The 20535-nt window shown below is 56.1% G+C and carries 13 protein-coding genes; 9 read left to right on the top strand and 4 right to left on the bottom strand.

Features of this window, described 5'->3' with window-relative positions:
- Nucleotides 1-89: 89 nt before the first annotated feature.
- From ABD971_RS07850 to ABD971_RS07840, 3 genes are all read left to right on the top strand, one after another.
- Nucleotides 90-1334, top strand: a complete 1245-nt coding sequence (locus ABD971_RS07850) for a Glu/Leu/Phe/Val family dehydrogenase (protein ID WP_339938484.1) — start codon at nucleotides 90-92, stop codon at nucleotides 1332-1334.
- A 76-nt stretch (nucleotides 1335-1410) separates the two neighbouring features.
- The gene (hisA, locus tag ABD971_RS07845; protein ID WP_345320936.1) at nucleotides 1411-2139 is read left to right on the top strand and encodes a 1-(5-phosphoribosyl)-5-[(5-phosphoribosylamino)methylideneamino]imidazole-4-carboxamide isomerase; all 729 of its coding nucleotides are present in this window, start codon (nucleotides 1411-1413) and stop codon (nucleotides 2137-2139) included.
- A 12-nt stretch (nucleotides 2140-2151) separates the two neighbouring features.
- Nucleotides 2152-4173 (top strand): hypothetical protein, encoded by a 2022-nt coding sequence (locus ABD971_RS07840; protein ID WP_345320934.1) that lies wholly within the window; start codon nucleotides 2152-2154, stop codon nucleotides 4171-4173.
- Nucleotides 4174-4440: 267 nt separating this feature from the next.
- Here ABD971_RS07840 and ABD971_RS07835 read toward each other — a convergent pair whose 3' ends face one another.
- Nucleotides 4441-5586 (bottom strand): helix-turn-helix domain-containing protein, encoded by a 1146-nt coding sequence (locus tag ABD971_RS07835; protein ID WP_339938490.1) that lies wholly within the window; start codon nucleotides 5584-5586, stop codon nucleotides 4441-4443.
- A 307-nt stretch (nucleotides 5587-5893) separates the two neighbouring features.
- Here ABD971_RS07835 and ABD971_RS07830 point away from each other — a divergent pair, with 307 nt between their 5' ends.
- Complete coding sequence (locus ABD971_RS07830) at nucleotides 5894-9526, top strand: circumsporozoite protein- membrane associated protein (RefSeq protein WP_345320931.1); 3633 nt, start codon at nucleotides 5894-5896, stop codon at nucleotides 9524-9526.
- 65 nt (nucleotides 9527-9591) lie between these two features.
- Here ABD971_RS07830 and ABD971_RS07825 read toward each other — a convergent pair whose 3' ends face one another.
- On the bottom strand, nucleotides 9592-10704 hold the full coding sequence (locus tag ABD971_RS07825) for an HD domain-containing protein (protein WP_345320929.1): 1113 nt from the start codon (nucleotides 10702-10704) through the stop codon (nucleotides 9592-9594).
- A 316-nt stretch (nucleotides 10705-11020) separates the two neighbouring features.
- Here ABD971_RS07825 and ABD971_RS07820 point away from each other — a divergent pair, with 316 nt between their 5' ends.
- A complete protein-coding gene (locus tag ABD971_RS07820) occupies nucleotides 11021-12484 on the top strand; it encodes an autotransporter outer membrane beta-barrel domain-containing protein (protein ID WP_345320927.1) in 1464 nt (487 codons plus the stop codon).
- A 928-nt stretch (nucleotides 12485-13412) separates the two neighbouring features.
- On the opposite strand, the gene treZ is transcribed toward ABD971_RS07820, so the two are convergent.
- Entirely contained in the window at nucleotides 13413-15257 is a 1845-nt protein-coding gene (gene treZ / locus ABD971_RS07815; RefSeq protein WP_345320925.1) for a malto-oligosyltrehalose trehalohydrolase, read from the bottom strand.
- 199 nt (nucleotides 15258-15456) lie between these two features.
- Between treZ and ABD971_RS07810 the strand changes: the two genes are divergently transcribed.
- Together ABD971_RS07810 and ABD971_RS07805 are read left to right on the top strand one after the other, a co-directional pair.
- On the top strand, nucleotides 15457-16548 hold the full coding sequence (locus tag ABD971_RS07810) for an endonuclease/exonuclease/phosphatase family protein (protein WP_345320923.1): 1092 nt from the start codon (nucleotides 15457-15459) through the stop codon (nucleotides 16546-16548).
- Nucleotides 16548-17687 (top strand): glycosyltransferase, encoded by a 1140-nt coding sequence (locus tag ABD971_RS07805; protein ID WP_345320921.1) that lies wholly within the window; start codon nucleotides 16548-16550, stop codon nucleotides 17685-17687. The genes ABD971_RS07810 and ABD971_RS07805 overlap by 1 nt, the downstream gene beginning before the upstream one ends.
- A gap of 7 nt (nucleotides 17688-17694) precedes the next feature.
- Here ABD971_RS07805 and ABD971_RS07800 read toward each other — a convergent pair whose 3' ends face one another.
- Nucleotides 17695-18132 (bottom strand): PH domain-containing protein, encoded by a 438-nt coding sequence (locus ABD971_RS07800; protein WP_345320919.1) that lies wholly within the window; start codon nucleotides 18130-18132, stop codon nucleotides 17695-17697.
- 264 nt (nucleotides 18133-18396) lie between these two features.
- On the opposite strand from ABD971_RS07800, the gene ABD971_RS07795 reads away from it, so the two are divergent.
- Together ABD971_RS07795 and ABD971_RS07790 are read left to right on the top strand one after the other, a co-directional pair.
- Nucleotides 18397-19065 carry a hypothetical protein gene (locus ABD971_RS07795; protein ID WP_345320917.1) on the top strand — a complete coding sequence of 223 codons (669 nt, stop codon included), beginning with the start codon at nucleotides 18397-18399 and terminating at the stop codon, nucleotides 19063-19065.
- A complete protein-coding gene (locus ABD971_RS07790) occupies nucleotides 19040-20416 on the top strand; it encodes a sporulation protein (RefSeq protein WP_345320914.1) in 1377 nt (458 codons plus the stop codon). Before ABD971_RS07795 ends, ABD971_RS07790 begins: the two co-directional genes overlap by 26 nt.
- The last annotated feature ends 119 nt before the right edge of the window (nucleotides 20417-20535 follow it).

Here is a 20535-nt window from a genome sequence, read left to right as displayed (position 1 = left end):
ATGCTTAAGCAGCATGGTCGGCAGTGATTTAGTTGATCAATTTTTAACCGTGTAGGGCGCCCCCCCTCACCTACGATGGAGACACGCCGATGCGAGCGTTTGAATCGACCCAGATCTTTTTTGATGCAGCGGCCGAGCATCTCAATATCGAACCCTCGCTGCGTGAAGCGTTGCTAATGCCTAGCCGCGAGGTGCAAGTCCAAGTCACAATCGAACGCGACGATGGATCGCTGGCCAATTACGTTGGTTTTCGCGTCCAGCATGACAACAGTCGTGGTCCCATGAAGGGTGGTTTGCGGTATCACCCGCAAGTCGATTTGGACGAAGTGCGGGCGCTGGCCAGTTTGATGACGTGGAAGACCGCGGTGGTTAATTTGCCGTACGGAGGTGCAAAAGGAGGCATTGGTGTCAATCCTTCGAAAATGTCCAAACGAGAAATCGAGCGACTGACGCGTGCTTTTGTTGACCAGATTCACGACATCGTCGGTCCCGATACGGACATCCCTGCGCCCGACATGGGAACCGATCATCAGGTGATGGCATGGTTTCGCAACCAATGGGAAAAGTATCACGGTTTCAATCCTGCGGTGATCACCGGAAAGCCTGTGGAGGAATACGGTGCGCGTGGTCGCGAAGAGGCAACGGGCCGCGGGGTGGGTTCGCTGACCGTCAAATTGGCCAAGCGATTGGGAGTCAAACCGGCGGCGGCCAAAACCGCGATTCAAGGTTTTGGGAATGTCGGGACCCATGCGGCAAAATTTTTGTACGAGTCGGAGTTTCCGATCATCGCGGTCAGCGATTTGACGGGTACCTATTACGATCCCAATGGATTGAATATCTCCGAAGTCCTGCGTCACAAATTGAATCATCCCAAAGGACTGCTCGAAGGCTACCAACACTGCGAGTGTTTGCCCGTCGATGCACTGATGAGTCTGCAGGATGTGAATGTCTTGATTCCCGCGGCGCTAGGCGGTGTGATTACGGCCGAGAACGTCGACGACATTCATGCCTCGATCATCATCGAAGCGGCCAACGGTCCGATCGATCCCGAAGCGGATGCGGTTTTGCAAGAAAAAGGGGTCACGATCTTGCCCGATATCTTGGCGAATGCCGGCGGGGTGACGGTCAGTTATTTTGAATGGGTCCAAAATCGCCAGCACTATCGCTGGACCTTGGATCGTGTTCGGCAGGAATTGGATCACACGATGAACGAAGCGTTCGAGAACGTGTGGCAGACCGCTCAGCAAAACAACGTATCGCTGCGGATTGCGGCCTACATGATCGGGATCACGCGGGTCCGTCGAGCCGCCGAATTGGCCGGGCTTACCTCCTAGCCTCGCGTTTTATCTAATACAAATTCCCCCTACACATCTATGTTTATAAATATCGATTTATCGAGAGGATATCGTTTTGGAAATCTGGCCCGCAATTGATCTGCGTCATGGCAAACCGGTCCGCCTGAAACAGGGTGACTACGATCGCCAAACGATTTTTGGTGATGACCCCGTCGAGTTTGCCAAGCGATGGCAAGACGCGGGCGCAAAGCGTTTGCACTTGGTCGACCTCGATGCCGCGCGTGGCGATGACCCCGAGCGAAATCGCGATGCGGCAAAGCGGATTGTCGAAGCGACCGGGTTGCCGTGCCAACTCGGCGGTGGTGTGCGTGACGAAGCCGCGATCAAGCTGTTGTTGGGCCTCGGGCTGACGCGGCTGGTCGTGGGATCGCAAGCACTGAAACAACCCGCGTGGTTCGCGTCAATGTGCGACCGCTATCCAGGCCAGCTGGCTGCCGGCATCGATGCCCGCGATGGCATGGTCGCCACCGATGGTTGGTTGGAAACCAGCTCGACACCGGCGATCGAATTGGCTCAAGACCTTCGCAGTCGCACCGCAAACATCGCCGCGATCATCTATACCGACATCGCGCGTGACGGGATGATGAGTGGCCCCAATTTTGACGGGCTTGCCCAAATGGCCTCGGCCACCGATATCCCGCTTGTCGCTAGCGGCGGAGTGACAACGCTCGAGGATGTGCGTCAGTTGGTGGAAATGGACATGCCGGCTGCGATTATTGGACGCTCCCTGTACGACGGCGCGATGAACTTAGAGGACGTCGTCAAAATCGCAAATGATTTGTAGGGGGGCAGTGATATGAATGGTTTGCGAATTCAGCGGTATTTCGGCTGTGTTGCGTTTGTCGTCGCGGTCGGGACTTCGGTAATCGTCTTGGCTGACGACTACAAGCAGTTGCCTCCGCCCGGGATCGAAATCGATCAAGAAGTTAAAAACGCATTGGCCACGCGAGTCGAGCGGTTGGACAACGAGATCGACGTGTTAGCGGAATCGGAAACGGATTCAGCGAGCTGGCAGCCCGACATCCGCGTGCTGACCCGAGCGGTTCGGTTGGCGATTGCGCAAGATCGCTTTTACAAAGCTTCCGAAACCAAAGACGCCGCCAAATTGCTCGACGAAGCGGAGCGGCGGCTCGCGGCAGCGAGATCCGGAACCCGTGGTCTGGCACTATTGGGTGTCTCCGTTCGCAGCAGCGACAAGCCGCAAATGGTCGTCGGCGGATTTGTTTCCGATATCGACGACTCGGTCCAGCCGTACGGTTTGGTGATCCCTGCGGGGTTTCAATTAGGGACGACATCGCCGCACCGCTTGGATGTATGGCTGCACGGGCGTGGCGATACCAAGACGGAAATTCCGTTTCTGATCGAGCGGATGAACAAGGTGGGGACCTACGCGCCCGCCGACACGATCGTGCTGCATCCGTTTGGGCGTCACTGCAACGCATTCAAGTTTGCCGGGGAAACCGATGTCTACGAGGCGATCCGTCATAGCGAACGAATCCTACCGATAGACCGCGATCAGATTGCGATTCGAGGGTTTTCAATGGGCGGTGCTGGGTGTTGGCACTTGGCGGTCCATGATCCGCTAAACTGGTTTGCGGCCAATCCTGGAGCCGGATTTGTGGATTCAATTGTCTACCAAGGCTGGCAGACGAACCCGCCGTTTGCGATCGATGCGGTTCGTCAGAAACTGCTTCGTTGGTACGACGTGCTGCCCTGGGTCACCAACCTGCAAAACACGCATCCGGTGGCCTACAGTGGTGAAGTCGACAAGCAGCGACAGGCGGCCGATCGTGTGGTTGCTGCGGCGAAGGAGGCCGGTTTTGAATTTCCCTATGTGATCGGAGCCAAGATGGCTCACAAAGTCGACGATGTTTCGATCGCGGAAATTGATCGTCAATTGGCGGCCATTGCCGCCGAACCGGTGCCTGCGCCACGCCGCGAGATCGAATTTGTTACCTACACCACCCGCTATGCCAAAGCGGATTGGTTAAGCGTGACGGGGCTCGAAGAACACTGGACGGCGGGCAAAGTCAAAGCCAAGATCGCCGCCCAGGATCGTTTGGTCGTTAAGACCGAAGGTGTGACGCATCTGGAATTCGACTTTCGCAAATCCGCCTGGCCGGCTGCGTCTCGTGATGTGGATCTGATCATTGACGGTGGACGTTTTACCGTCCCCGATCAAAGTGAGTTGCCGGGATGGCAATGCCGCTTGGTTCGCAGTGATGGCCAGTGGAACATTGACGTGTCCGAGCCAAACGTGTTGCGAAAGCGGCCTGGATTGCAGGGCCCGATCGATGATGCGTTCTGCGATCGATTCTTATTCGTGTTGCCGACGCGGCCTGCGACGCATGGCGAAGTCCAGCGGTGGGTTAATCGCGAGCAGCTTTACGCGCAACAGCGTTGGCGTGAACTGATGCGTGGCGATGTGCGAGTGGTCAACGATGTCGATCTGACCGAGGATCAAATCAAGAACAACCACCTGATTTGCTTCGGTGATTTCTTTAGTAACCGTTACCTCGCTCGGATCCGCCGCGAGCTGCCAATCGAGTGGACGAAGGAAAAGATCGCGGTGGGGGACAAGACGTTTGACCCGGCCACGCACGCCGTCGCGTTTTGTTATCCCAATCCCAGGAATCGGACAAAGTATGTCGTCGTCAACAGCGGGATGACGTTTCGAGAATTTTCGAACGTCAGCAACTCGCGTCAAATCGCGATGCTTCCCGATTGGGCGGTCATCGATGTGCAAGCCGAAGACGACAGCATCTTCCCCGGCAACATCAAAGCCGAAGGCTTTTTCAACGAGACCTGGGGGCTTTAGTAGGATAGGCTTCCAGCCTGTCATCAAACGCATCCAGCGTCGAATGGGCTTCTCGTCTATCAAAAGCTGCTTCATTGTAGGGTAGTGGATCTTGTTAAAGATCCAGCAGCATGGGGAGCTTTAACAAAATCCGCTACGGCCATCCCTTATTCCCCGTGGGGACAAAACGCGACTCTAAGCGGAGAGCCGATGACAGGCTGGGAAACCTATCCCACAAAAAAAACGACGCGATGTTTCCATCGCGTCGTTTTCGGTTGATTTCGTTGTCTATCGTTTCGACAGACGTCGCTCGAGTGCTTTCCGCGACAGCGGCATGATCTGAGCCGCACCGCCGGGGTTGTACAGCAGGTCATCACGACTTGGTTTCGTATCGGTGTTCTCGTACTGAACCAAGTAGGCTCCGACTTGCATTCCGCCGTGCTCGTAAACGGGTGGCCAGAATTCTTCGCCGCGAATCGCCAGCGTTTTCGCCAACAGCCGCGTGGCTCGACCCGAGAAGCCACTCAGCACCATGTCGAGTCGCCCGAGAGCTTCACGGAAGATGTAGAACACCAAGGCCGAATCTTTGCCCTTGCCGCCTGCGTAGGCCCAAGTGCCGTCGTCCTTTTCGTAGTAAAAGCCTGGTTCCGGAGCGTCTTCGTTCTTGCTCAATCGCACCCCGGCCGACGCGGCACCCGGTTTCGGATCGCTATCGCGGTAACGAAGGAAGAACGGACACGAGCGGGCCGAGACGTCATCGACATCGTCTTCGGTCACAAACGGAGTGCATCCAAACGCGTCAGAAAACATCAGCTCGACGACGGGGTTGCTCTTCACGCTGCCGATGCATACCAAGCCGCGATCGCCAGTCGCTTCGACAAAGCCTTCGAAAACTTCGGTGGCTCGTTCGCGAGCATCTTCCAATGTGACTTGACCGGGGCTCCACACCAACGTTTGTTGCAAACGGTCCGGCATCGGCACATCCGGTACTTTGCCCTCTTCGTTCTCGGCCGTCGACTTGTGCTTTGCAGCACCGCCGAGGGTGGAGACACCGTTGAGCAGTTCGCCGAACAAGACCGAGTCACTGGCGACCACAGTGGCGTTTTCGGGCGAGTCATCGCCATCGTTTTGGCGAACGCCAATCACGATTTCAATGTCGCCTCGGCGAGCGAGCAATTCCCAAAAGTTTTCGGCATTGATTTGGAACAACGCGCCAGGCAACTGGTCGGCCGTCGCATAACCATGATCAATCAAGTAATCGCACAATCGCGAAAGTGCATCCAACGGAATGTACTTTGCCTCATTTTTTAACAGCGAAGCCACTTGGTGCCGATCGAGACCCGTGTGTTCCACAATGGACTTGATCGTGCCTGGACGCTTACGCCGGTCCGGGGTATGCCCAAGTAATTCCGCAAGCCGGAATGCGTATCTCATTAGTGAATGTCGAAAAAGAGGAGTGAAGTGAGTAGTCCCGTTTGCGTAATAGTGTAGCAGGAAGTTGCGGTTGTCACGCCTAGGTGTCGGATTACCGATTCCGATCCTATTTGCCCCCCGATCGAACGCAGCGGTTAGCACGATTATGCCATGTTCCCCTTGATTGGTTTGCAGTCAGGACGCCGCTAAAATGAATTTCGCGGTCGACAAGCTCGATTTGGCAGTTCGTACGATGAGCGTTCTGGGTATCCGTTGAGCTATACTTAAAGAGCCAATTTCCTCCGTCTACGCAAGTTTTGACGTCTCTATGTCGCAACCGACCACCGCTTCGCCAACCCCGCCTCCTGCGGCCAATCGCGATCAAAACGCGTTCCAGAGCGTTGCGAGTTTGATCGAATCGAGGATCCGCGAGGCTCAAAATGCGCTCTGGTGGTCCGAATTCATTCGCAGCATTTTACGAATTTTTATCGGCGTTTTCGTCGCCGTGCTGCTCTGGGTCGTGCTTGACCAGTGGATTTATACTCCCGGAATGCTTGCTCGTGTGGCGGGTTTCCTTGTGCTCCTGGGGTGGGTGGTGCATCAAGCGGTCACACGTGTGTTGCCCGTCATCAAAGGAACGATTCGGCCTGAGTATGCCGCTCGCTCACTCGAACGCGATGTTCCCGAAATGCGTCAAGAGTTGACCAGCTATGTAACGCTCCGCGACCAAAGCAACTCGCCCAGTCTGAACGGCAAAGTCATTCGATCCATCGGCGCCCACGCGGCAAGCCGGCTTCGCAGCCACGACGCGCTGCCGGTCGAAGCCACCGGAACGCTTCGCTGGTGGATCGCCGCAGCAAGCTTGATGGCGATCTTTTTCATCTATGCCGCGCTGTCACCGAAAAACAGTTTTCAATCCGCGAGTCGGTTGGTGATGCCCGTCGCGTCGATCGACCCGGCCAAACGAGTCAAGATTCGTGACGTTATCCCTGGCGATGCCGAAGTGCTAGCGGGGCGAACCGTCGAGGTGTCGGCCGTGGTCGAGGGCCTGCGTCATGACGAGCCGGTGGTGTGCCGCTGGCAACTCGAAGATCGCGAAGCAGAGATCGAGTTGATTCGCGATGAAGATTCCGGTCGCTTTGCCGGAGAGGTCACGCTGGATCATGCTTCGTCCGGCCAAGTGCCTTATCAAATTGTGGCAGGTGATGATGTCGCGGGGCCCTACTATCTGAGCGTCCAAGACGTTCCGGTCGTTGCGGTTCAGTCGATCCGCTACGAGCCGCCGGCTTACACGCAAAAACAGCCTCACACCAGCAGCAGTGCGGCGATCACCGCGCTCGATGGAACACGAGTCACGGTGACCGCGCGAACGAATCGTCCGATCGAAAAAGCAACGATCCAGTTCAATCCGAAACCGCTCGGCGATTTGGTGCATGCGACAGCGGGCGAATCGGCGATGAGCATTGATGATGCGGGCACCCTGGTGACCATCACGTTTCCCGTTCGCTATGCCCGCCAACGATCCTCTGCGGTGCAGTTGGAAAGTTATCGCATCAAGGTTTGGGACAAAATCGGACAAACCAATCCCTCTCCGATTGTTTATCCGATTCGTGTTAACGCAGACTTGTCGCCCGAAGTTACGATTGTGATGCCGCGGCAATCGCCCAAGAATATCCCGATCGACGCTCAGCAGATCGTCGAGATTCATGCGGCGGATGCTGATTTTGGTTTGCAGCAGATCGAAATCGAAATCCGTCGTGGAATCGAAGTGCTCGAGCGTGCGGCGCTGTGGAGCGACCCGCTCGGCAAGAAAGGAAACCAGATTGCCGAGTACCGTTTTCGGCCTCATGAGCATTTCCTGCGTGTCGGTGATGCGGTTCAAGTCACCGCGATCGCGACCGACAATCGACAGGATGAATCGGATCCGTTGGTCGAACCCAATGCCACAAAAACCGATCCGGTAGAACTTCGCATCACGATGAGCGAACCGGTACCCAACGAACCGGCGGCGGGCGATGGCTTGTCATCACCTGATAACAAGCCCGCAGCGGATCCCAACGCCAGCGAGTCTTCAGACGAAGGAGGGCAGGGCGGTTCTGGTGGTTCGTCGGCCGCGGGCGGTAAAGGTGAATCAGGCAAACAGTCCGGCGGTTCGTCCGGTAGCGGCGAAGGTGGCGAGTCGGGGGAACCCCAAGACGGCGACCAAGAAAACCAATCCGGTTCATCCGGCGGCGGTGGAAAACAGTCGAGCGATCGAAATGAAGGCGGTGATGAAAATCCGTCCGAAGACAGCGGGACAGGGCAGGGCGGTTCGAGTCAGGGCGATGCGTCGAATTCAAACCCCAGCTCAAAACCCGCAGGCGATTCGATGGAAAATTCCGAGGCGAGTGACTCGGGGAGCGATCCGGCGACGCAAGGCGATGCGGATCCAAATCAAAAAAACTCTGGCGATGAAAGCGGTTCTGAAAACGCAGAAGGTGGCAATCAAGGTGCTGGAAATCAACCGCAAGGTTCGAAGTCCAGCGATCCACAGAATGCGGGCAAACCGTCCGGCGATTCCAAAAATGGGGCAGGGCAGGGCAGGGCAGATGAAGGCATGATCGATCCTTCGAAACAAGATTCACCCAATCAAAATGATTCCAATTCGGGCGGTTCGGGCCAGCAGTCCAGCGAGTCCCAAGCAGCCGGCTCTCAAGATGCAGGCTCGGAGGGGGCGTCGGGCTCACAAGACTCCTCCGCTGGCGGCGGCGAAGCGGGCAAGCCCGAAACGCCCGAGCATGATGGGGAAGCGTTCGAGCGGATTCGCGATTACCTCGATAAAAAGAAACAAGAGCAAGCGGGCCAAGAGAATGAGTCCGGGCAAGGCAACGAATCAAACGGAGGTCAGGATTCCGAAGCGGCATCCAGCGATGCGGGTGCAATGCAATCCGATGCAAACAAGCCAGCCGGGGACAACCGCGACGCAGGTAAGTCAGCAACGGATCCGGCTGGCAGCGAAGCCGCTGGCGATGCTGCGGCGGAGAATCAAGGCGGAGCGGGCGAGTCGAGTGATGCGATGCAAGGTGATGCCAAAGCCGAAAAGGGCGACGATGCAGCGGGCCAGTCCGCCGAGAATGCTGGCGAGCAGAGCGGCGAAAAGGGAAGCGACAAAGGGGCCGGCAGCGACTCGATGAACGAACAGGCCGACGGCGAACAGGGCAGCGGCGAACAGGGCAGCGGCGAACAGGGTGCCGGCAAACAGGACGGTTCCGAGCAGCAACAGGGTGACGCGGCCAAGGAGAACGCGGGGGAGACCGCAGAAGGGAAGCAGGGGAGTGACGCAAAGCAGGGAAGCGATGGAAAACAATCTCAGTCAGGTACACCTCAGGATGCTGCGTCCAAAGCCAATCAAGACACGAAGCCGCAAGGCAGCGAGTCGCAATCGGGCCAAGCTAACGAATCCGGATCGAACTCCAAATCGTCACCCCAAGCGGGACAGCCTCAGGACGCGTCGAACGATCCTTCGGCTTCGTCGGGCCAGGGCAGTAATGGCGCAGGTTCGGGAGCGGACACTGGCGAAGCGGCTGCCGATTTGCCGCCGACTCCCGACCCGATCGACCTTGATTACGCCAAGAAGTCGACCGACATGGTACTCGATTACCTCGAGGAAACTCGCGATCAACCCGATCAAGAGCTTTTGGAAAAACTGAATTGGAGCGAAGACGACATGCAGCGGTTTGTCGATCGCTGGAAATCGGTTCGCGAACTGGACAACGCCAATCCAAACGACCCGAATGCCAAGAGCGAATTGACCGAAGCGTTAGAAAGTTTGGGGATGCGTCCACCGACGCAAGCCACCAGTCAACGTCGCGAGCAATCCGATGCATTGCGAGGACTGCGTGATTCCGGCAACCGAACGCCACCGCCGGCGGCCTACCAAGACGCCTTCGACTCTTTCCGCCGAGCCATCGGCGGAAAGTAGTGGATCTTGCTAAAGATCCTTTAATCGTCGTAGCGCCGGTTTGTGAACGGCCGGTGGAACCGGCCCTACTCGAACATCTCGTCAAGCTGCTCGATGTACTGCAGCGCCTCTTCGGGCTCTTCCACCTCGGCTCCGGGGACACGGCCTGCGCGGTCGCAATCGCCCAGTAGGCACAAGTCTTCGAACCACGGGTGAGCCGCCAGTCGTTTACGGCGTCGCGCTCCGATCGTGCGGTCCTGGATCTTATGCGACTCCATGTGATGCTGGATCAGCCAGGCGGTTCGCTCGCTAATGAATCCCTCGAGTGCTTCCAGACCGCTGGCGACATGATCGTCGGGATCGATCGCCTTGCCGACATCGTGCAGTAGCGCCGCCAGCAAAAACTCTTCGTCGTACGGCATCACGTCTTTCGCAAGTGCAAAGACCTGCATGCTGTGAAACAACGCGTCGCCCTCGGGGTGGTAACGCCGGCTTTGCCGCACGTTTTCCAGTGGCACTAGCAGCGACAAGAATACATTCGAGCGATCGGGGCATGCATCCATTGTCAACATTTGCTCGGCTTGTCCGTTCGCATCGACGTCATGTTCGATCGCGATCACACGTTCCAATTCCCCGATCCCAGCCCGTTCGATCGGTTTGCCCGTGATCGAACTGCGGAAATTGAACCCTAGCAGTGACGGATGGTACACCGTCAATTCCACGGGAAATTGATCTCGCACGTGCAGGTGGGTGAACACGCGTTGCTCGCCATTCTTTTCGACCCGTTTACGCTGCATGTGATAGAAAACGCCCTGCTCATCCAGCACGATGGCGATCGACTCTGGCGAAGCGGCAAAGACATGGATGTCGATATCCGAGCCTTCACGGATACTGCCGGTCAGCACGCTGCCGATCAATTTGGGGTGAAACGGCGTCAGTTTCCGCAGCCACCATGCCGCTCGCAGTCGCATCTCGAGCAGTCGCTGCGAATACCCTTGATCGCCTTCGCTGATTCGAGCAAGCAATTGCACTTGCTCGCGGATTTCAGCGTTGGTTGGCAAGTCGGCTGGTTTGATCCAACCTTTGTAGATGCGGCGAGCCGCCTTTTGTTTGGCGTGAAAGTATTCGCTGCATTCGCGAGAATACATCAAGCGTGCCGCTTCCCAAGCAATTTGGCGGCGAAGTTTTGGCGATGACATTCAAAAGGTTTGGCGATGCAAACCGAGAAAGATCGAGCAAAGAAGTGTTAAGTCACCTCTCCAGTCTTCGTCGTTTCGCCCCGACTGTCAAGATGTTTTTTTTTTGAAGGCTCACCGCTGTGTCGCCAACTATCAGCCTAGATTGGAGCGGTTGTGGCCCCCCCTGTGCATCGTGAGGTTTGTAGCGATTGGGAACGGCGAAAACCGTGTTGCTCCATTGTTCGGCCCAATCCGAACGATAGGTATTGCACGGCTCAGTCCGAACGATAGCTACAGAGAGTCCATCCGTCACTTTGCAGACCACCGAGAACATTGCATGTTTCGATTTTTGACCACGTTAACGCTGATTGCATGTGTGACGACCGCACAGGCGTCACCCCCATCCTTGTTTATCAACTCGTCCAATACAACGATTACGCAAGCCGACCACTACTCTGGTGATGCAACTGTTACCGTAGGGGCCGGCGAGTCAATCTCTGCCGTTAACGTGAGTACGAACAGTCATGACTTTCATTCTCGAATGAATGGAGAAGGCCAAAACTGGCATTGGCATTTTGACAATGAAGTAGGCAATCTGCTCGATTTTGGAACCGCATCCACGGCTGGCCCTGGCTCCTATAGCTTCGATTGGGATGATTTTTTTGGCCATGGAGACTTCACCATCAACTTCATTTTTGATCTCCCCTCCTTTGAAGCAGGCCAATTGCTCGGTAGCACCTCGCAGGCTCAATTCCAAAACCAAAACTATCAATTCCAATCGCTGAGCCATCAAGTTCGAACCATGGCAGGCAGCTTCTCGGGCGGTGCCGGCTCGATGGACTTTGTCGCGCTGACCCCTCCGCCACGTACCGCAGGCGGCGAATACACCGCGGTTAGTCTGGTCAGCTACGAGGAACCCGCCATTGAGCAGACCAGCTACCAAAGCAAGTTTGGCAGCCAGCTCGGCAGCCGCAGTTATCGAAGTTCACCACTCACTCGCAGCGGTTGGGGTGGTTGGATGCAAGGCTACGGCATTGGCGGCAGCGCCGATGGCCACCTCGGTGTGGCGGGATTCGATTACGGTGCCGCAGGCACGCAACTGGGGCTCTTCCGCAGTGTTGATGCGCATACGATGGTTGGATTTTATGGCACGTACGGCTATCAAAACGTTAGCACGGACAACGGTTCCGAGGCAGACGTCAACAGCGGGATGATTGGTACGTTTCTGCACCGCAACGACCACGATGGCAACTACTACACGCTGGCCGGCAACGCGGCGTACGACGACTACGACACGTCTCGCACCGGTGGCATTACCGGCAACTTTGACGGCGTACAAACTGGCACCTACCTGGAACGCGGTTGGACACGCACACTTGGTGGCGTGACGGTCCAGCCGAATGTTGCCCTACAATACGTCTGGGTTCATCAAGACGATCATGTCGAGTCCGGCGGAACCTCGATCGACGACGTCGATGCCCACTCGCTCCGCAGCATGGTTGGTTCGAATTTTTACGGCAACCGCCACCTGCACGGTCATTACGGTTGGTGTTGGACGCCGAATGCCCGGGCTTCGTGGATGCACGAGTACCTCGATCCATCGACGAGTGTGACCGGCACCCAGGGTGGATCCAGTTTTGCAACCAACGGCTTGGACCTGGGCCGCGACTGGGCATTGGTAGGCATCGGGTTACAAGGCAATCGCAACGCGGCGCTAACGCTCTACGGCAACTATGATCTGCAGGTCAACGACCGCAGCCAATTTCACACCGGCAGCGGCGGCGTGGTCTGGACGCGATAACAGAGCGTCATGCGGGCAGGAAATATTGAGGCTGTTTCGGGCTGCAAACTTGGTGCTCGTCTTCGATTCCCGCAATTTTCTAACCTCCCATTTTTTAACCTTTTTTGTCGGACAGTCGCGGAGCGACGATTTTCGATAGCCTCTGACTTTAGTCCGAGGGGGGCGTCGATATTAATCGCGTCGCTGCGGGACGTTTTGTGATTCGAACGTTTGCCATAAAACGTCGCTCCGCGACTTGATGCCGATTTCAAAACCGGAGCGATGGACTAAAGTCCAAGGCTACCACAAAGAGTGCCTCCGGCACAAAAGGGAGCAATGTCAAAATGCTTGAGCATCGATGTGGGGTTGCCTAGAGTCTCTTCTGAGAACCTCAATCCATTGCAAATCCGAACGCAAGGGCTGGCCTTCGCAATGCAGTTGAGTAGACAGAAATATTGGTGCGACAGCAAAATGAAGTAGGCTCGACTACGGTGTGAGAATCTTTCTGTCGCACCAATCTTTTTGTCTTACCCTGAACAGGCCGCAAACGCCAACGCTGCACCAGGCAACTAGTTACGCCCCTGCACCAAGTTCTATTATTTTCTAACCTCCCAATTTTTAACCTTGCTTCCCCTTCGATCGGCACTAGCACGCGTGGGACGATTCGCGGGCGTGAGCCGCCGCAATACGACCTAGCGCGGACGAAGAGGAGGTTAGAAAATGGAAGGATAAAAAATGTAATTGTGATACCGCCGTCGTGCGATCCAGTTGATCTGCATCGCCAACAATGAAGCCGCCTTCATCTTGATCCACCGGTCAGTCTTCCCATCTTCCTACCAAAACTTTCCTTGTGATGTAGAGGGTCCGGCGCATCACACCAACAAGCCTATTGGCACGATACAGCGCAAGATATGCAGCGAGGGATCAGCCCTGCCTCATAAATCCTCGTCTACGAACCACTTGAATAGAAGATCTTGGCTTGGTTGGGCAGCAATTGATTGACACCAACGTGTTCCACCGAGGTTTCCGGTAGTGAGTCGAGCAGTAAGTCGCCAGTGGGCTCGATCGAGATCGGGCCAGCGTCGGTTTCGTTCGTGGTTAGCCGCGAATAGACCGTGGCAGTTTGCGTCCCTTGCACGTAGCAGATTTGATACAGACTCGAATCACTGTCGTAATGCGTTTCAATGTTTGCATCGCTCAATAATCCCGCTGCTCGCCACTGTTTCCGCAACTGGATCAGCGATTGATACCAACGCCACATACTCTGGTTTCCGTCCTCTCGGGATTCCAATTTCGACGATCGGAATGCGGCCTCTTCGGTCGGCAGCAAGCCTTCGGACCAATCGTGTTGCGGATACTCAAGTCGGCGTCCGTTGACCACGGCCTCTTGCAGCTCCGCGTCCGTAAAGTCGACGAAGAATAAAAACGGCCGGCTCGAGGCAAACTCTTCGCCCATAAACAGCATCGGAATCGCGGGCGTCAAGCATAGCAGTGCCGCCGCCGACTTCTGTGCCGCCGGTGAAGTTAATTGATCCAATCGTTTGGCTAGCGGATGGTTGCCGATGAAGTCATGGTTTTGGATCGAATAAACCAGTCCGTGTGTGTCCGTACGCGTTTCCGGCGTCTGCCGGCTTCGATCCTTTCGCATTGTCCCTTCAAACACAAATCCTTTGGACAGCGACTGAGCCAAATCGGTTCCTGAGCGATAGACACGGTTCGAAAGTTGCTCGCCCGGCCGCACCACTGCAAACACGCTGTGCAAGAAGTCGTCACACCACTGGGCATCAAATCCGATCCCGCCTTCGGCGAGCGGTCGGTTCATCTCGGGATCATGCACGTTGGATTCGGCGATCAATAACACGTTTCGGTTCGCTGCTTCGGACCAGCGACGCACCGCATCGCTCATCTCCGCGACAATATGGGGATCGCTGTCATCGCGGGTGCAGTGGATCGCGTCGACGCGAAGTCCGTCGATGTGAAATTCGTCGAGCCAGTAGATGGCGTTGGCGATCACGTAGCGGCGGACTTCGCTGCCCCACTGCGGATCATCAAAATTCGGCGCGTCGCCCCACGGCGTACCGTGTTTTGCGGAAAAGTAGGGGGCAAACTCACCCAGATAGTTGCCTTCGGGACCAAGGTGGTTGTAGACCACATCGACGATCACCGCCAAACCCTTGTGGTGAGCCGCGTTGACAAGCTGTTTCAGTTCCGCAGGCGTTCCATAGTTGTGGTTCGGTGCGAACCAGTTCACGCCATCGTAGCCCCAGTTCCAGCGGCCTGCCGCATCGGCCAGCGGCATCAATTCGATCGCCGTCACGCCAAGTTCGACCAGTTCATCAAGTCGCTCGATCGCACTGAGGAATGTACCCGATGGCGTGAACGCACCCACGTGCATTTCGTAAATGATCAAATCGTCTCGCTCGACCGATTGCCACTGCGAATCGGTCCAATCGAACGCGGGATCGACCACTTCGCTCGGTCCATGCACCCCGAGCGGTTGATAACGGGACACGGGATCAGGCCGCTGCGGACCGCCGTCACAGCGGTAGAAATAACGCTCCGATGGTCCGCAATCCTCCACGAGTCCCACATGGTATCCATCGTCATTTTTTTGCAATTTGACTTTGCGATCTTGGCCGACCAACTCGACTTCGACTTGGTCTCGCTCGGGTGCCCAAACGACAAAACGTGTCTGGTTTTTTCCGACCAATGTCGCTCCGAGCGATTGGTGGGGGGCGGCGTTTGCCCAGTCGATCAGCGAAGATTCAAATTGCGAAGATAGCGAACGTTTCATGGTCACAATGGATCAGGTGTAAGAGAAAAACGGTTACACTGCTGCTACCAACTTCGATAGTCTGTTCCCGCGGTGCAATCCCCTCATGTTTTCAACTTCGGTTCACGGGTTCTTTTTTAGCAGCCTGCTCGTTTTGCTTGCGGTTTGTGCCCCCCACTGTTCCGCCGCCGAGCCCACCACCACGAAGTCCACTAAGTCTGTGAAAATCCGTGTCGCGACTTTTAACGTTTCTCTGTACGGCAAAACGGCTGGCGAGGTCTACGAGCGGCTAATTGACGGACGTGATCCGAAAGCAATCAAGCTTGCTGCGATTGTGCAAACGGTGCGCCCCGATGTGCTGCTGGTTAACGAAATTGATTACGAACCCAATGCAGCAACCGCTCGGCTGCTCGCCGAAGAATATTTTTCGATCGCCAAGTCTGGCCGCAGCCCGATCGAGTATCCCTATATCTACGCAGCGGCGAGCAACACGGGGATCGATTCGGGTTTGGATCTGAACGGCAATCAAACCTCCGGCGAAGCCACCGATGCGTGGGGTTACGGCGTTTACCCAGGTCAGTATTCGATGGCGATTTTCAGTCGTTTTCCCATCGACCAGAAAAACATTCGCACGTTCCAGAATTATTTGTGGTCCGAGTTGCCGGCTGCTAAACGGCCTCGTGATCCCGAAACACAAAAGCCGTATTACGAGGACCGAGTGTGGTCAAAGCTGCGGTTGTCGAGCAAGAATCATCTGGATGTGCCGATTCAAATTGGCGACGCCACGATTCATTTGTTGGCAAGCCATCCGACGCCGCCGGTTTTCGATGGTGCCGAGGATCACAATGGTTGCCGCAATCACGATGAGATCCGATTTTGGCTGGACTATATCGACAACCCCGATGCGGCCTATTTACGAGATGATGCAGGGAACAGCGGAGGGCTGACGCGAGATGCAGCCTTTGTCGTCCTTGGCGACCTGAACGCCGATCCAGCCGACGGGGACGGCAAGCAAGACGCAATTCGGCGATTGCTCGGCCACTCTCGAGTTCAAGATCCCAAGCCTCGCTCGCCAGGTGCGGCGGAACCAAATGCAAAAAACAAGGCCAATGCCAAACACACGGGCGACCCCTCGCTGGACACTGCCGACTTTGGCAGCAGTGGTCATTTTCGCGTCGACTATGTATTGCCGAGCGAGTCACTAAACGTGGTGGATGCCGGCGTGTTTTGGCCCCAACGTCAAGATCCGCAGCGTGAATTGATCTCGGCGAGTGACCACCGCATGGTGTGGGTCGAAGTCGAGGTGCCCTGATGCGTAAACGTGTACTGTTGATGATCAGTTCGATGCGCGGCGGTGGCAGCGAACGACAAACATTACTACTGCTGCGGCATTTGGATCGAGCTCGGTTCGAGCCGCATCTGTACGTGATCGAGCGTGCGGGCGACTTGATGTCGGAAATCCCCGACGATGTTCCTGTGCATGCATTTGCCGATCTTCCGCAGCCAAACCAGCTCTATTTTCCTGGCCGCATTTTACGTCAACAGATCGCTCAACTGCGGGAGCTGTTGATCAAAGAAAAAATCGCAGTGGTTTACGATCGCACGTTTGCGATGAGTTTGATTGCGGCACCGGCCTGCCAACGATTGGGGATTCCCCGGATCTCGACGATCGTCAGCCCGCCCGAGCGTGCGCTGCCGTTGGTCGAAAAGCGTTTTGTTCGCTGGAAACGATGGCGATTGTCAGCCGCCTATCGTCAGGCTCGCACCGTGGTGGCCGTCAGCAAAATTGCCGCTCGATCGGCGGAATCGTATTACAAGCTGTTCCCTGATTCGGTCACGGTGATCCCGAATCCTGTCGATCGCGACGATTTGCTGCTGAAATCGGCAGCGGCCCCATCGCGTGATCCCGATCACGTCACAATGGTTTGTGTAGGACGGATGACGTCCGAAAAGGGGCACATGGATTTGATTCGAGCTGTGGCGATTGCCGAGACAGATTGGCCTGCCGAAGTTCCGCCGCTGAAGTTGATCATGGTCGGTGATGGGCCGCTAAGATCGCAATTGCAGCAATTGACGGCGGAGCAACTCAAGCGTCACTCGATCGAGTTCGTCGGAATCGACGCCAATCCGGCAGCCCGCATCGCAGCGGCGGATGCGCTCGTGTTGCCGTCGTTGTTCGAAGGGATGCCCAACGTGGTTTTAGAGGCGATGGCACTAAGAACTCCGGTGATCGCCACGCGTGCCGGAGGAACGATCGAGTTGATGGATCAAGAGCCGACGATGTTATTAGCGGATCCCGGCAAGCCGTTGTCATTAGCCAGTGCGATTGGTGAATTTGTCCGCGATCGTGATGCGGCGATTCGGCGTGCTGATGCGGCACTGCGTTACGTCCGTGATTTCCATGACGTTAATCAAACGACGCGGCGAATCGAAGACTTGCTTTCGTCGTGATGACGAATCAATCGAGCATCGCCATTTGCTTGATCGTGGCCATGAACCCTTCGCGATCTTTCGGCGATACCAGGTACTCACGCTTTTCCGTTTGAATTCGAACGCGACGAAGCGACAGCGCCGGAGCACTTTTCAGACTCGATGATTTTTCGATTTTTTGGATGTCTGCGATCGGAATCTGATAACACAGGATTCCGCATCGAATCGACACGGCATCGTCGAGGATCGTATAGCGACAGGGGACAACGAAGATGCCTTGCACAAACAAGGTGGCTGCGCCGGCCAGAAACAGCAGCGACGCATCCCCAGGCCGCCCGTTCACCATCAGGTAGCCGCCAATCACGACCGCGACCACGGGCGAGAGCATCAGCAGCATCAGGAGCCAGAGATCGATCGCCGACTCGTAACGGATCGGCGTTTTTATCGCGGGGGAAGGTACGTTCATTGCTGTCGAGGTTTCTTTTTCTTGGTTTTAATCATCGAAAGGGCCAGCCTTGTATCTCCCCCGTGCCACTTGTGAGAGGATGGGGGGCGACGTGGCCGCTGTGTTTCGAGATGCGGAATTCGATTTTAAAGGGACCCGGCGAGACTCATTCGGTTTTCGGCATCGTATCTCGGACCAAATGTACCTCTTGGACCAAATGTACCGAGGGGCAAATTCTGTACGCTCAAGGGTTTTTCAGCAAGCGAGATGAACTCAAACACTTCGATGAACGGTCCCGTTGTTCCCCTCGATCGGCGTCGTGCCCAGCACACCGGTTTGCCATGGGCGTGGTGTAATTTGTGGCGGAATCCGTTTGGCGAGTTGACGCGAGAAGAGCGAGCCGAGTTGGCGGTGGTCGATGTGGCGGAGCTGGCTTCGCATGTTCAAGGACCGCGGAGGGCACTGCAATTGATTGGCGAGTGTGGTCGCGGAAAGACGACGCGAATGTTGGCGCTGCTGCATTATTTCCCCGACGCATCCTACGTTTATCTCGACGAAGATTTGCCGTGCAGTGCGATCGCCGAAGGGGTTCCGCTGATGATCGACGAGGCTCAGCGGTTACCGCGAAAGGTAATGCATCGGATCTTCGCCACGGGATTGCCGTTGGTGTTGGCGACGCATCGCGATTTGATACGTCCGCTGAAAAAAGCGGGGTACGACGTCACAACCTATCGGATAGGTGATACAAATAACGCACAATTGGTAGCCGAGTCGGCAAATCGCCGAATCGAAGCGTCTCGGTTAGGGCCGGGGCCGATCCCAACACTGTCGCGGCACGATGCCGACAGGTTGGTGTCGCGGTTTGGCAGCGATATCCGCGGCATCGAAGGTTACCTCTACGAGCAAGTTCAACACCAGGTGTACAGCGATGGCGAAATGCGATTTGTCGATTGAGTTAGCCGAGGATGCCAACTTTCTGTACGAAGGAGGTGGCACCGTCCGTGGCAAGGTTCGCGTGAACGTCGACCAGGACGTGAAGTGCAGCGGATTGGTGGTCGAGTCGGTTTGGAAAACGCATGGACGCGGCAACGTGACCACGGGGACGTTTGCCAGTGCGACGCTTTTTCAAGGCGAATGGGTTGGTGGGCAAGTTGTCGAGTATCCGTTTGAATTGCCCGTGGGCGATTGGCCGCCGAGTTACCACGGCCACTACCTGAACGTCGATCATTACGTCGATGCTCGTGTAAAAATTCCTTGGGGCTTTGACCCCAAGGCCTCGGTACCGATTTTGATGCGTCCGACCTGTGGCCCAGAGGCTGCTGTGACGAAAAAGGCACCGAACCGATCTGTCTTTGCCGGGATTTTTATCGGCGTGTTTCTGATGATCTGGTGTTCGGGGTTCATGTTCTTCATGGTTCAGAACCCCTTTTCGCTGATCTGTATCGGTATCTTTCCCGTTCTATTCGCCGTCGGCTATGCAATCAAGGTCTTGTTGCCCAAGTATCTATTAGGCGAGGTGGTCTACGAAGTCTCGCCCACCGTGGTTGCTCCCGGAGACCAAGTCACGGGCGAGCTTGTGCTTCGCCCTCGCAAGAACGTCAGCATCAATGCGATCACATTGAACTTCGAGGCTCGCGAGGTTTGCATCAGCGGCAGTGGCAGTAACAAGACAACGCATAAACACGTTTTCTTTGAACAGACGACCGAGCTGCAATCGCCGACGACATTGGCGGCGGGCCAAGAACGCCGATTTCCGATTTCGGTCACATTGCCCGAGGATGCACCCTATACACTCGATCTGCCCAGCAATGATTTGATTTGGGCGACAACGCTTCGCATCGACATCCCCCGTTGGCCCGATTGGTCCAAAGAGATTGCACTGCAAGTGTTGCCATCGGGCAAACCGCTGGAACGACCGGTGCCGTCGATTGGGCAGCCGGCCGTACGCGACAATGCCGATGGGATCACCTTCGCCGAGACCGCCAGCCATCTGTGGTCGCTGCGGGATGATTCCGAGCAACTTGCAACGCTAGTTGATGCAGTGACCGGGCTTTCGTTTCGGATCGAAGCGTTTGTGGAACGCCGGTTACTTTACGCAGGTGACGAAGATCCGCATTTGTTCAAAGACGGTTACGCGGTGTGGGCCCACTACGGCGAGCCGCCCTTGCCGTTGGTGTTGTATGTCCCCCATGAATTGGCAGACGATTTCGAGCAGATTGGACGCGATCGCTGGGTAGGCCAGGGGACGATCGTCGGCTGGGATGATCGCCATCGACGGCTGCAAATCAAGCTCGACGCTAAATAAGTCTCGGTCGTCACTTTATCCGATCTCAATTTCACCGTAGCGAAAGTCGCCAAGCCTTTCGTCGGCCCCTTCGCCCGGGGTCTTACGAACCTTTTACTCGCTATTGCCGACGATTCCTC

This window comes from Novipirellula rosea (assembly GCF_039541335.1).
Lineage (GTDB): Bacteria > Planctomycetota > Planctomycetia > Pirellulales > Pirellulaceae > Novipirellula > Novipirellula rosea.
Note: the sequence above shows the minus strand (reverse complement) of the source record. Positions and strands in the feature narration are given on the sequence as shown.